This window comes from Maribacter sp. 1_2014MBL_MicDiv (assembly GCF_001865655.1).
In the GTDB taxonomy this organism is placed as follows: Bacteria; Bacteroidota; Bacteroidia; order Flavobacteriales; family Flavobacteriaceae; genus Maribacter; species Maribacter dokdonensis.
In genome coordinates this window covers 1,371,965-1,385,254 of sequence record NZ_CP011318.1, presented here as the reverse complement: position 1 = coordinate 1,385,254, position 13,290 = coordinate 1,371,965, and the positions used below count along the sequence as shown (strand labels likewise).

Here is a 13,290-nt window from a genome sequence, read left to right as displayed (position 1 = left end):
AATGGTAGTTTTGCCACCCAATAACCACAAACGATTATTTTAAACGTTAATAAGAATGGCAGTATTAGAAAATATTAGGAAACGTACAACAGTGTTGATCTTGATCATAGGTTTGGCACTTTTTGCATTTGTTATTTCTGGGGTATTTACCAGTAGCAATTTTGGAGGAGATAAAGTAGGTTCGTCCGTAGCCGAAATTAATGGAGAAGATATTTCTATTGATGAATTTAGACAAGAGGTTGAGGTGGCTTCTAACAGAATTGGTCCTACTGCATCTAATATGCAAGTGGTAAATCAGGTTTGGGAAAATAAAATAAGAAAGACCATCTTAGGTGAGCAGTTTGAAGATTTAGGTATTGGTATAGAGCAAGATCAGATCGTTGACTTTTTAAGAACAACAGGTTATGCTCAAAATCCTCAATTTCAAGATCAAAATGGTCAGTTTGATGCAAATATGTTTAAGCAGACCGTTGCAGATTGGAAAGTGAACAATTCTGCGCAATATGAAGCCTGGTTGCAAACAGAAGCTGAGATCGTACAATTGGCAAAAGAGCAAACTTACTTTAACATGGTTAAGGCAGGCGTTGGTGCTACCTTAAAAGAAGGTGAGTTAGATTATAAATTGGCTAACGAGAAAATGGATATTAAGTATGTAAGAGTACCTTATACTTCTATTCCAGATAGTACAATTACAGTAACTAAAAGCGAAATTGCAGATTACGTTAGCAAGCATAAAGAAGAGTACAAGCAGGACCCTGCAAGAGATTTACAGTATGTATTTTTTCAGGAAAAGCCTTCTGAAGCTGATGAAGCTGCTATCAAAGAAGAAATCACAAAACTTTTAGACGATACGATCGAGTATAATTCTCAAACAGACCGTAACGATACTATCAGAGGTTTTAGAAATACAAAAGATGTTGCGGCATTTTTAGATAGATATTCAGACACCAAGTTCGATACTATTTTTAAGGCTAAGAAAAATTTACCATCTAGTGTTGCGGACACCTTAATGAGTTTGAACATAGGTCAAATTTACGGACCGTATAAAGATGGTGATTCTTATAAGATTTCTAAAATGATTGCTAGAAAACCAAACGGTTCGGTGAAAGCAAGTCATATTCTTTTAGCTTATGAAGGTGCTACAAGAGCAAACCCGGAAGTAAAGAGAACAAAAGAAGAAGCTGAGGCAAAGGCAAAAGAACTATTAAGGGAAGCAAAAAAATCTGGTGTTGTTTTTTCAACCTTGGCTAGAGATAATTCAGATGGTCCATCTGCTCCTAATGGTGGAGATTTAGGGTACTTTCAAAGAGGGGTAATGGTTCCTGCTTTTAATGACTTTGCATTTGGAAACTCAGAAGGTTCGATCGGTATGGTCGAAACAGATTTTGGATTTCATGTAATTAAAATTGATGATAAGGAAGATGTGGTTCAGATTGCAACTGTTTCAAGAGAGATAGTAGCTTCAGAAGAAACAATAAATACGTTGTTTACCAATGCGACCAAATTTGAAATGGAAACTACGGATGATGAAAGTGCTTTTTCGACATTGGCAAAAGAGGGTAACTATGTTGTACGTCCGGTAAACAAAATTAAAGCTTTGGATGAAAACCTTCCTGGTTTGCCAAATCAAAGAAATATTGTACAATGGGCCTTCAATGGAGATACTGAGGTTGGTGACATTAAGAGATTCAATATTAATAACGGTTATGCAGTAGTTCAACTTACAGGTTCTTACGCAGAAGGTGTTATGAGTGCTGAAGATGCTTCTGTGCTAGTGTTGCCTAAAATTAGAAAAGAGCGTAAAGCCGCAAAGATTATTGCAGCCAATAAAGGTAAAGACATGAGTGCTATTGCATCTGATAATGGTGTAAGTGTATCAAATGCTTCTGCTCTTACGGTAAAGTCTCCTACAATTCCTGGTGCAGGTAGCGAGCCTGTAGTGGTAGGAACTGCTTATGGTATGGCTGAAGGTGCAACTTCTGGTTTAATAGAAGGTAACACCGGAATCTTTAAAATTGAAATTGTAAAGAAAACCGAAGCACCTAAGCTTGATAATTATAGTGTATATGCAAATGCACTAAAAACAGGAGCTGCTGCTCGTGTGAATACAGCAGTGTATAACGCTCTTAAAGAAGGTGCGGAAATAGAAGATAAAAGAGCTACTTTTTACTAAAAAGTTAGTTTGTCAAAATAAAAAAAGAGCATCTAATTTAGATGCTCTTTTTTTATAATATCATTTTTTGATAAGGCAGAACGGTATGGTAGCCTTTATTTTTAAAATATACCATATCATCCTCTGTTCCAATAGCAAGGACAAAATCTCCGCCCCAGGCACCTAGACTTTTTATTGTATGTGGATAGTCTGCAAAAAGAGTGCTTTTAATAGTGGGTACCTGAAGTGTTTTAGATAAAATCTTTTCGTGTTGGTTGAGTAGGTGTTCAAACTCCTTCAAAGTAGTACAGCTTAAAATTTTATCGGTGATATTGTTGATTGCGCTAAGCAGTTGGGTTTTATTGAAATTCAAGTTGCGATAACTGGTAATGGCATCTCTACTATTTTTCTTTTCGTTCAGGTAAACAAAGAAAAGTCGGTCTTCAAAATTAGGTTTAAAACTGACTTCCTGTATGTTTGGACTAAAGCCATTTCTTTGATAAGTAATTGGCGTTTTATGTGTAGCACAAGCAATATCGTAACCACTACCGCCAAAGGTGGCCTCCAGTAATTCATAGGGGTTAATTTCTGCCCAAGATGCTATATTTGATATTAAGGTAGAAGAAGTGCCAAGGCCCCAATCTCTAGGGAAGGTTACTTTTGTTTCTACAGCATTTACTTCATCTGTATTTGGTGAAAATAAAGGGTTAAGTTTTTTAGCCGCTACTAAAATTTGAGATAGCCTGTGAGCTACTTCCGGGTCAGAAGTGTGAATGGTTTCAAGCCTATTCTTGGAAAATTCTGAACTGAACCAAACAGCATCATTTTCATCTAAACTGTTCCAAATAAAATTCTCTGACTCTGAGTGTGATAAGCTCAGGTACTGTCCAAATTTTGTAGGCAAAGCCAGACCTGTGGCTCCGTCAAGAATAGCATATTCTCCAGTGAGCAATAGTTTACCGTTGCTGTAAAAGGATGTGGGCATATGGTAAAGGCTTATTTTCTTATCTCGTTAAGTTGTAGTTCAACGCCGTGGTGCGTTACGGGGTTGGTCTTAAAATACGTAACTAATTTAGCTTTTTCGTTTTCATTGGCGCCCAGCTGGTTAAGAATGTTCAAAAGGTGCATTTTCATGTGTCCTTTTTGAATTCCTGTAGTAACCAATGAACTCACTGCTGCAAAGTTTTGTGCTAAACCCGCTACCGCTATAATTTGCATGAGTTCTTCAGCAGAAGGGCGTTGTAGTATTTCAAGGTTTAGTTTTACCAGCGGATGTAAATTTGTGAGTCCGCCAACAGTACCTAAAGCCAAGGGAAGTTCTATCCAAAATGTAAAGATTCCATCTTCAATGGATGCATGGGTCAGGCTGCTGTATTGACCATTTCTACAAGCATAAGCATGTACGCCTGCCTCTATGGCCCTAAAGTCGTTACCAGTGGCCAAAACAACCGCATCTATACCGTTCATGACGCCCTTGTTATGCGTAACCGCTCTATAGGGTTCTATGTGTGCAATATTAATGGCCTGTACTATTTTTTCGGCGGTATGCTGTGGTGTTAATTCTTCTGTAAGGTTTAAATCTTCAACCGGGCAACTAACTTCTGCACGTACGCTACAATTGGGTACGTAATTGGACAGAATGCTCATTACTACTTCAATATCTTTTTCCTGTGGGGAAAAATCATCGTAATTACCGGCCTCTTTTTTTAAAGTAGCTGCAAATTGTTCTAAACAGCTGTTAATAAAATTGGCACCCATGGCATCCTTAGTTTCAAAGGTGGCATGTAGTTGGTAATAGTTTTCTAGTTGCTTGGTTTTATCTTTTAAATCAATATCTGTAATACCACCGCCCCTTTTTTCCATACTGGAAGTTAAAGAGGCACTTTCAGCTAATAAAATGGGCTTTAAATAAGTAAAAAAAGAATTTAACCTATTGGTATCGCCCTTGTATATAAAGTGAACTTGACCTACTTTTTCGGTTCCTAATATGGTTGTTTTAAATCCTCCTTTTTTTAACCAAAACTTTGCGGCTTTGCTCGCTGCCGCTATAACCGAACTCTCTTCAATGGCCATGGGTATGGCATAAAGCGTATTGTTTATTAAAAAGTTGGGAGCTATGCCCTGGGGTACGTAGAGGTTGGTAATGGTATTTTCTATAAATTCATCGTGTAACTGTTGAACGTTTTGGTCTATATTCCAATACGTTTGCAGAATTTTTCTTGATTGTGCTGCATTCTGGGTGTAATTTGTGGTGATCCAATCTATTTTCTCTTCTTTGGAAAGTTTGGAAAAACCACTTATTGGCTCGGTCATTTAGATATAACTTTCTACTAATGGTTCATGTTTTGTAAAGAATTGGATACCTCCAATAGATTCCAATTTTACGCTGGTAAAGATAAGCATATTGACCTGAATCTAATTTATCTATGCAAAGCGTTAAAACCAGCTTCTTTTTTTCAGTAAAGCGTGTTTTTTTAAGGAAATAGTGGTAAACTTGAGAGATTTAACAAAATTCAAATTTTTATGCGAAAAACACACTTATTTACGTTGATTTTACTTTCGTTCAGCGTAATTATTTGGGCACAGGAAAAAAAGATATCAGTTTCCGAAATTTATCAAGGTGCTTTTAGAACAGAAGGTCTTGAAGCGCTACGTTCCATGAATAACGGTACTCTATACACCGTACTTCATACAAATAGGTTCAGCCAATCTACAACGGTAGATAAATATGATTATAAGACCTTGGAAAAAGTAGGTACCGTAGTATCTTCTGCAGATTTAGCCGAAATACCTTCCTTTTCAGCTTATACCTTTAGCGATGATGAAAAAAAATTATTGCTCTCAACTGAAATAGAACCCATTTTTAGAAGGTCAAGGTTGGGTGTTTTTTATGTATATGAAATTGCATCTAAGAAGGTAGTAAAGGTTAGTGAATCAAAAATTCAAGAACCATTGTTTTCTCCAGATGGTAGCCAAGTAGCCTATGTGAAGGATAATAACCTCTATATTTTTACCATTGAAAGTGGTGAAACCAAACAAATAACCCAAGACGGAGTTAAGAATCAAATAATAAATGGTGTAACAGATTGGGTATATGAAGAAGAATTTTCTTTTGTACGAGCTTTCGAATGGAATGCCGATGGAAGTAAGATAGCTTTTTTACGTTTTGATGAAACAAGTGTCCCCGAATTTTCAATGGATGTTTACGGTACAGGGCTATATCAACAACCACACGTATTTAAATACCCAAAGGCCGGAGAGAACAATTCAAAAGTTACCTTACATCTTTTAGATGTGGCTAGTGGTAATATTGCTGCGGTAGATTTAAATAGCGCATACTACATACCAAGAATTAAATGGATGAACCATAAAGATATGTTGAGTGTTCAAACCTTGAACAGGCATCAGGATCATTTAACAATGTATGCCGTAAATGCTAAAAAGAATGAAGTATCTGTTTTACTGGAAGAGAAAGATGATGCTTATGTCGATATCACCGATAATCTTACTTTTTTAGAAGATGATAGTTTTATTTGGACCAGTGAGAAAGACGGTTTTAATCATATATATCTATACGGGGAAGACGGTAATCTTATGAGTCAGATCACCAAGGGAGATTGGGAGGTTACCAAATACTATGGTTACAATCAAAACGAAGATAAAATTTACTATCAGTCTACCGAGAACGGATCAATAAACCGTGGGGTATATAATATTAGTAGCGGCGGAGATGATAAAAAGGCATTAGCTGTTACCCAAGGAACCAACAATGCTTCATTTAGTACAGATTTCACGTATTTTATAAATACGTATTCTAGTGCTGAAATACCACCTGTATACACACTGCATAAGGCAATAAACGGTAAAAAGGTAAAGGATATAAAAGATAATGGTCAATTGTTGCAAAGACTGGAAAGTTATGCTGTGAGTCCTAAAGTATTTTCTACAATTTCAATTAATGGCAATGATTTGAACATGTATATGATCAAGCCAAAAGATTTTGATTCGTCTAAGAAATATCCATTGTTTATGTATCAATATAGTGGTCCTGGATCTCAAAATGTATCTAACAGTTGGATGGGGGCTAACGACTACTGGCACCAGAGTTTGGTGGCGGAAGGTTATATTGTTGCCTGTGTAGATGGCCGTGGTACGGGTTTTAAAGGAAGAGATTTCAAGAAGGTTACCCAAAAAGAGTTGGGTAAATATGAAGTAGAAGATCAAATAGCCGCTGCTAAGAAATTAAGCGAGTTGCCATACATTGACGAAAGTAGAACAGGTATTTGGGGCTGGAGCTATGGTGGTTTTATGTCCACAAACTGTATTTTAAAGGGTAACGACACTTTTGAAATGGCAATTGCCGTAGCACCTGTTACCTCATGGGCTTTTTATGATACAATATATACAGAGCGTTATATGCAAACACCACAGGAAAATCCAAGTGGATATGATGATAACTCGCCGTTTAACTATCCTCATTTGTTGGAAGGCGATTACTTACTTATTCATGGTACTGGTGATGATAATGTTCATGTGCAGAATTCAATGCGTATGATCGAGGCTTTGATACAGGCAGATAAGCAATTCGATTGGGGAATTTATCCGGATAAAAACCACGGTATTTATGGTGGAAATACAAGAATTCACCTCTATAACAAAATGACCAATTTTATTAAAGAAAAACTATAATCAAACTAACATCAATATGACTGAAAGTACCGAATTTTCAGACCAAAAGCAGGTTTTTGGGCACCCACAGGGTTTATTTTACTTATTCTTTGCAGAATTATGGGAGCGTTTTAGCTTTTACGGAATGCGTGCACTGCTCACGCTCTACATGATAGACGTAATATTCAAAGCCTTGGCAGAAAGAGATTATGCTACGGCGGCAGTTTATTCTTCCTATGGTTCATTGGTATACGCCTCTACCGTAATTGGTGGCAAATTATCAGATAAGATTTTAGGAATGCGAAACTCAATTTTTTTGGGCGGTATTCTTATGTCCATAGGGCATTTTGTATTGGCTATAGAAAACAATATGGCCTTCTTTTTGGCCTTGTCTCTCATTATTGTGGGTAACGGGTTCTTTAAACCTAACATTTCTACTTTTGTGGGTACGCTTTATGAAAAAGGAGATCCTAAAAAAGATTCTGGGTTCACGATATTTTATATGGGTATTAATATTGGGGGCTGGGTAGCTCCATTATTATGTGGATGGCTGGCCGCAACATATGGCTGGCACTATGGTTTTGGTCTGGCAGGAATAGGTATGTTGACCGGGTTGATCGTTTTTTGGAGCGGAATTCAAAAAAATGTATTTGGCGATAGAGGTTTACCTCCAAATGAGCAAGTCTTGGAAAAAAAGGTACTTGGTGTAAAACAAGGAATTCTTGTGCCGGTTTTAGCTGTGTTGTCTGCACCGTTGATTGCGTTGTTATTATCTTCTTATAAGGCAATTGCTACAGAAGGTATGTTTGCGGATCAGAATATTGTCAATATTATATTTACAGGTATTGGTATAGCGGTTTTGGCATACTTGGCTTACGAAATGTTCAAAGCGAATATTAAAGAGAGAAAAGAATTGTTTGTCGCGGTGTTACTTACCTTTTTTATGACCATTTTCTGGGGTTTCCATGAACTATCCGGAAGTGTAATTACGTTGTTCGCAGCAAGAAATATTGATCTTGACGGTATTATGTCGGCTGCACAGACCAATTCGTTGAACTCTATGTTTATTATCATTTTGGCTATTCCTATTTCAATGATGTGGACATGGTTAAGTAAAAAGAATTGGAACCCTAGAACACCTTATAAATTTGGATTGGGATTACTTTTTGCGGGAATCAGTTTTTACGTTCTTGCTATTAGTGGCGGTAGTGCCAATGAAAATGGTTTTGTACCGTTCACATACTTGTTGCTAATGTATTTCTTGCTATCTGTGGGTGAACTTTTTATGTCACCTGTTGGGTTGTCTAAAATGACTGATCTAGCTCCTGCAAGGTTAATTGCTTTTATTATGGGGGTATGGTTCTTATCATCTGCCTTTGCATTCCAAATTGTTGGCTTCATCGGTAAACAACTGGCTATAGAAAGTTCAGATGGTGATGTAAATGGTTTTGAAACCTTATCGGTATATACAGATGGCTTTTTATTAATAGCCAAGTATGCTATAGGTGCAGGGTTAATTGTACTAGTAGCATCACCGATCATTAAAAAGTTAATGGGTAAGGTACATTAGTATTCCTTACTTGAAATAATAAGCTCCCTTTTCACCTGTGTAGTGGAAAGGGATTTTATTTTTAATACAAGTGACTTTCCAGCGGTCAACATAACTTTTGTAGTTACTGCCATCTGCAATAATTTCTTTAGGTTGTATGCTATCTATTAATCGGTCCAGATTAATTTTTGGTGATTGTGTTAAAAGAATTTTGTTGGATGTTGAAAGGGGATAAACACCGGTGCTATCAATAATCAGCAACGAATTATTTTTAATATGGTAACCGTTTTTTAAGGTGTCGAAACTAACGCTATGTATGCGTTCAGCAGTTCTATATCTTGAAATTAAATAGTCTGGTTGGTTATTGTTATCTGTTAAAACGGTCAATTCTTTTCCATTTCTACTAAAAAATATGCGCTCCTTGGTTTTGTGCAATACCATAGCTTCTACCTTTTCATTTGTGTTGATTTCTTGATATATCGTATAACCTTGAAAACATAGTACACTGCCAAGACACAATAGTATTCTTTTAGAATTAAATCTTGTAAATAATTGAACTCCCATGACTAAAACTATGAAGGAGAGTATCAGCTGCACCACATCAAAAGGAATATCACCGAATATAAAGCTTTCTTGTCGAGCGACCCAGGCTATAAGGTTATTCATAAACCCAATAATTTTATTGTATAACCAGACGAATTGAGCGGGAAGCCAGTTGAATATAGATAAGAAAACAACCAAAATCCCCATGCCTAAAATAACACCTAATGCAGGTACGATAATTAAGTTGGAAACAAAGAACAAACCGGGAAATTGGTGAAAATAAAACAGACTAATTGGTAGAACACCTAGTTGAGCGGCTATACTTACACATAGTAATTGCCAAAAATAGCGCACCACTTTATTTTTTGGAAACCACAAATCCCTAAGAATAGGAAAAATCCAGAGGATGGCGAAAACCGCTGCATAGCTCATTTGAAACCCTACTTGAAATAGCAGGTTGGGATCTATGAATAATAAGATAAATAGAATGGATAAAGCCAAAATGTTGAAGGTGTTGCTAGGTCTGTTTAAATACAGTGCATAGGCTACAAACGTAAACATAGTGGTGGCGCGTATTATGCTGGCTGAGAGTCCGGCTATAAAGGCAAATGCCCATAAAAATATGACTGATAGCAATAGGATAATAGTTCTGCCTTTAGGAATTTGTTTTAGCGGACTCAATAGAAATTGAATTAATAAAAGTAAAATACCTATATGCAGTCCAGATACGGCTAAAATATGTACGGCACCAGCTTTTTGGTAATTGGTGTAGGTCTCTTCGGAAATATCTGATCGTTGTCCTAATAGCAACGCTTGAATTACCCCTAATTCATCTTCACCAAAACTTTCTTTTTTAAGTTTTGAAATAATATGGTTTCGAACGCTTGAAGCTATGCCTTTTAAAGTGGTCCTTGACCTAGAGGTAATTGTAAAATGATGTTGTTCAATCTGCATTTGATGATAAATACCAACATTTTTTAGATAGTTTTTATAATCAAATTGGTGCGGGTTTAAGGTAGGGTATATATCGGTTAACTTCGTACGGGTCACAAATTCATCATCAATATGAAACTGTTGTCCAGAAGAACCTTTAGGAATGCTTATTAATATAGTTCCAGTGGTAGGGTGTTGACCAATACCTTTTACCGTTGCATAGTACCGATATGAAAATGGATTGGGCTTTAATACATCCTTAATTTTCAAAGACCATAAATCACTGTTGGTATAAGTGATCTTTGTGTAATGGTCATTGTGGTTTGTGGGTTGGGCATTAGTGTAACAATACGTGCCTAAAAACACAAAAATTAAGGCAGAGACAATTCCGAAAAATATAGATTTTGTGTTTTTTTCAAATAAAAATATGGCGGATAATAGTACAAAAAGAGCACCAATAAATATACCTAAGTAGAGCAGGTCAAAGGAGAAAAATTTCCCAATTAAAATTCCAAGAATAAGTAATAGCGTTAATCTAATGGGAATAAACGCTAAGAGCTTCATTTTATAATATTCTTGTGGCTTTTACAAAGGCTTGGTTCCAAAAACCGTCTCTTAAAGAAGAAACAGTAACACCTCTTGAAGTAGATGCGTGTATAAAGGTTATTTCATTATTATCAGTACCCACCACCATACCTACGTGGTTAATTCGTTTTGATCCACGGGTGGTCTTAAAAAATAGTAAATCTCCTTTTTCAATATTCTTTACGGCTATTCTATGACCTTCTTCCGCCATATGAAAAGAAGTGCGTGGCAATTGCACATCATGCTCTCCAAAAGATACATATAATAATCCTGAACAATCCATCCCTTTTTTGGTAGTGCCACCAAATTTATATCGTGTACCCGCAAATGAAAGAGCGGTATTAATAATATCGTCTGCTTTTGTATTGGTCGGTGCGTGTGGGTTTATGTTGTGTTCTTTATGATAAGAAGGTTTTTCAGTATTACCCGTTCGCTCATTATTTGCGGCGGCAACAGAGATTCTTCGTTCCTTGTCAGAACTGGAACTTTTTTTAACACCACAACTGGCTAAAAAACAAATAACTATTAAGAAGGGTAGTTTACGCATAAATTAGAGAATACACTGTAATACGTGTAACTTCAAAATTATAGAATTATTTTTTAAAATAGATCTACCTATGCAGTTTTAGCATTTTCAATAATCAAAGAAGCAGCATTGGAACTTGCCCCGGCACCACCTAATTTTTTAATAAGTTCATTGTAAGATGATAGTTGTTTTGCCCTTGCTTCACCATTTAAAATAAGGGAGAGCTCTTTTTTTAAATTCTGCTTAGTAAGGTCATCTTGTATAAGTTCTTTAACAACTTCTTTTTGCATGATAAGATTGACCAAGGAAATATACTTTAAAGTAATAATGCGTTTGGCAATTTGGTAAGAGATCCAATTTGCCTTATAGCAGACTACTTGTGGTACTTTGAACAAAGCAGTTTCCAATGTGGCCGTACCGCTGGTAACAAGGGCGGCTTTAGAAACCGTAAGTAAATCATACGTTTTATTTTGAATGAACTTTACATTGGCATCTTTTAAAAACGAAGCATAAAAATCTTTATCAAGACTAGGGGCGCCGGCAATAACAAATTCATAATCTGAAAAATCAGAAGTAAGTGAGAGCATTACACTGAGCATTTTTTGAACCTCTTGTTTTCTGCTTCCGGGAAGTAATGCAATAATTGGTTTTTCAAGGTCGAGACTATTTTGTGCCCTGAACTCACTTTCATTTAATATTGGTCTATTGGCAATGGCGTCCAATAAAGGATGTCCCACAAAATTGACAGGAAAATTATGTTTCTTTTCATAAAATTCTTTTTCAAAAGGCAGTATTACATACATGTGGTCTACCGTGGCCTTAATTTTTTCAATACGGCCCTCTCTTGATGCCCAAATTTGAGGAGATATATAGTAATTGGTCAAGAAATTATGCTCTTTTGCCCATTTTGCAATACGTAAATTAAATCCGGAATAATCAATGAAAATTATAGCGTCCGGTTGAAATGCCGCAATATCTTGTTTACAGAACTTAATATTTTTAAAAATAGCGTTCAGGTTCATGAGCACCTCAAGAAACCCCATGAAAGCAAGCTCTTTGTAATGTTTTACCAATGTTCCACCAGCATGTTGCATTAAATCTCCGCCCCAGCATCTGATCTGGGCATCACCATCTTGTGCCATGATCGCTTTGATCAGATTGGAACCATGTAGGTCGCCCGAAGCTTCACCTGCAATAATGTAGTATTTCATTTTAAAAGATTTTATAATAGAGAATTATAAAAGCGGTTAAAATGGTAGCGATTAAAACCCCTTTTGCTCTATGATCTCTTTTGATTTTTAAAAAACCAAAAAAAGCAATTAAGTTTAAAATGGCGCCCAATGCTAAAAGACTGCCAATATGCTCTTGAGTAACGGCAGCCTGAAATGTTTCGGTAATACTCAAATCAGAAAATAAAAGAATGTATAATAAAGTACCAATGGTATTAGCAATGATACCTACAATAAAACCGATTATAATTTCTTTTTTAATGTTCATTAAAGTGTTGCTTCTAAATAATATTATCAATTAAAAATTCCAAGTATTCAATTCCTGAATAACATGGTGTGCGGTTAAATCAAATTGAGTGGGTACTACTGAGATGTAACCATTGGCCAATGCCCATTCATCTGTATCTTCACCTTTGTCCAAAAGTTCAAACTCTCCCGTAAGCCAATAATAATCTTTACCCATAGGGTTGGTTCGTTTGTCAAATTTTTCTTTCCAATTTGCCTTTGCTTGTCTACATACTTTAATGCCTTTTATTTTTTTCTTTTCTAGCTTAGGTATATTGACATTCAAAACCGTTCTTTTAGGAATACCATTTTCTAAAGCTTGGGTAACGATCGTGGCAATAAAATCTTGTGCATGGGAAAAATCTGCATCCCAATTATAGTCACAAAGAGAGAAGCCAATAGCGGGAATGCCCTCTATACCAGCTTCAATGGCCGCACTCATGGTACCGGAATAAATAACGTTGATAGAAGAATTTGCACCATGGTTTATGCCACTGACACAGATGTCGGGTTTTTTAGGCAATAGCTCTTGCAATGCCAGTTTTACACAATCCGCAGGTGTTCCGCTACAACTATATTCTTCAATATCATCATTGTCCAAGTCTATTTTCATTTTTTTTGAAAATAGGGCGGTGTCTAAGGTAATAGCATGTCCCATACCAGATTGCGGACTATCCGGTGCAACGACCACGACATCTCCTATTTTTTTCATGATGGAGATCAGCATGCGTAATCCGGGTGCGGTAATACCATCATCATTGGTAACTAAAATCAATGGTTTTTCCATAGCGTATACTTTCTGTAGTAAAAATACGTTTTT

The 13,290-nt window shown here is 36.3% G+C and carries 10 protein-coding genes; 3 read left to right on the top strand and 7 right to left on the bottom strand.

All coding sequences use genetic code 11. From position 1 onward, the window contains the following. Nucleotides 1-55: 55 nt before the first annotated feature. On the top strand, nt 56-2,173 hold the full coding sequence (locus tag YQ22_RS05690; RefSeq protein ID WP_071340403.1) for a peptidylprolyl isomerase: 2,118 nt from the start codon (nt 56-58) through the stop codon (nt 2,171-2,173). A gap of 52 nt (nt 2,174-2,225) precedes the next feature. Here YQ22_RS05690 and YQ22_RS05685 read toward each other — a convergent pair whose 3' ends face one another. After that, a complete protein-coding gene (locus YQ22_RS05685; RefSeq protein ID WP_071340402.1) occupies nt 2,226-3,137 on the bottom strand; it encodes a GYDIA family GHMP kinase in 912 nt (303 codons plus the stop codon). An 11-nt stretch (nt 3,138-3,148) separates the two neighbouring features. After that, entirely contained in the window at nt 3,149-4,465 is a 1,317-nt protein-coding gene (locus YQ22_RS05680) for a hydroxymethylglutaryl-CoA reductase, degradative (protein WP_071340401.1), read from the bottom strand. Between the two features lie 210 nt (nt 4,466-4,675). Between YQ22_RS05680 and YQ22_RS05675 the strand changes: the two genes are divergently transcribed. Together YQ22_RS05675 and YQ22_RS05670 are read left to right on the top strand one after the other, a co-directional pair. Beyond that, on the top strand, nt 4,676-6,841 hold the full coding sequence (locus tag YQ22_RS05675; RefSeq protein WP_071340400.1) for a S9 family peptidase: 2,166 nt from the start codon (nt 4,676-4,678) through the stop codon (nt 6,839-6,841). A 16-nt stretch (nt 6,842-6,857) separates the two neighbouring features. Then, nucleotides 6,858-8,390: a peptide MFS transporter gene (locus YQ22_RS05670; protein ID WP_071340399.1), complete on the top strand. Its 1,533-nt coding sequence runs from the start codon at nt 6,858-6,860 to the stop codon at nt 8,388-8,390. 6 nt (nt 8,391-8,396) lie between these two features. Here YQ22_RS05670 and YQ22_RS05665 read toward each other — a convergent pair whose 3' ends face one another. The 5 genes from YQ22_RS05665 to surE form a co-directional block, all read right to left on the bottom strand. After that, a complete protein-coding gene (locus YQ22_RS05665) occupies nt 8,397-10,409 on the bottom strand; it encodes a ComEC/Rec2 family competence protein (protein WP_071340398.1) in 2,013 nt (670 codons plus the stop codon). A gap of 1 nt (nt 10,410) precedes the next feature. Beyond that, entirely contained in the window at nt 10,411-10,977 is a 567-nt protein-coding gene (locus YQ22_RS05660; protein WP_071340397.1) for a C40 family peptidase, read from the bottom strand. A 68-nt stretch (nt 10,978-11,045) separates the two neighbouring features. Then, entirely contained in the window at nt 11,046-12,167 is a 1,122-nt protein-coding gene (gene lpxB, locus YQ22_RS05655) for a lipid-A-disaccharide synthase (protein ID WP_071340396.1), read from the bottom strand. 1 nt (nt 12,168) lies between these two features. Next, on the bottom strand, nt 12,169-12,453 hold the full coding sequence (locus tag YQ22_RS05650) for a hypothetical protein (protein ID WP_058105050.1): 285 nt from the start codon (nt 12,451-12,453) through the stop codon (nt 12,169-12,171). 30 nt (nt 12,454-12,483) lie between these two features. Next, the gene (gene surE, locus YQ22_RS05645; protein WP_058105051.1) at nt 12,484-13,257 is read right to left on the bottom strand and encodes a 5'/3'-nucleotidase SurE; all 774 of its coding nucleotides are present in this window, start codon (nt 13,255-13,257) and stop codon (nt 12,484-12,486) included. Nucleotides 13,258-13,290 lie beyond the last annotated feature (33 nt).

Coding starts and splice junctions, on each gene's coding strand:
- YQ22_RS05690 (WP_071340403.1), top strand. CDS start 56: ATGGCAGTATTAGAAAATATTAGGAAACGTACAACAGTGTTGATCTTG.
- YQ22_RS05685 (WP_071340402.1), bottom strand. CDS start 3,137: ATGCCCACATCCTTTTACAGCAACGGTAAACTATTGCTCACTGGAGAA.
- YQ22_RS05680 (WP_071340401.1), bottom strand. CDS start 4,465: ATGACCGAGCCAATAAGTGGTTTTTCCAAACTTTCCAAAGAAGAGAAA.
- YQ22_RS05675 (WP_071340400.1), top strand. CDS start 4,676: ATGCGAAAAACACACTTATTTACGTTGATTTTACTTTCGTTCAGCGTA.
- YQ22_RS05670 (WP_071340399.1), top strand. CDS start 6,858: ATGACTGAAAGTACCGAATTTTCAGACCAAAAGCAGGTTTTTGGGCAC.
- YQ22_RS05665 (WP_071340398.1), bottom strand. CDS start 10,409: ATGAAGCTCTTAGCGTTTATTCCCATTAGATTAACGCTATTACTTATT.
- YQ22_RS05660 (WP_071340397.1), bottom strand. CDS start 10,977: ATGCGTAAACTACCCTTCTTAATAGTTATTTGTTTTTTAGCCAGTTGT.
- lpxB (WP_071340396.1), bottom strand. CDS start 12,167: ATGAAATACTACATTATTGCAGGTGAAGCTTCGGGCGACCTACATGGT.
- YQ22_RS05650 (WP_058105050.1), bottom strand. CDS start 12,453: ATGAACATTAAAAAAGAAATTATAATCGGTTTTATTGTAGGTATCATT.
- surE (WP_058105051.1), bottom strand. CDS start 13,257: ATGGAAAAACCATTGATTTTAGTTACCAATGATGATGGTATTACCGCA.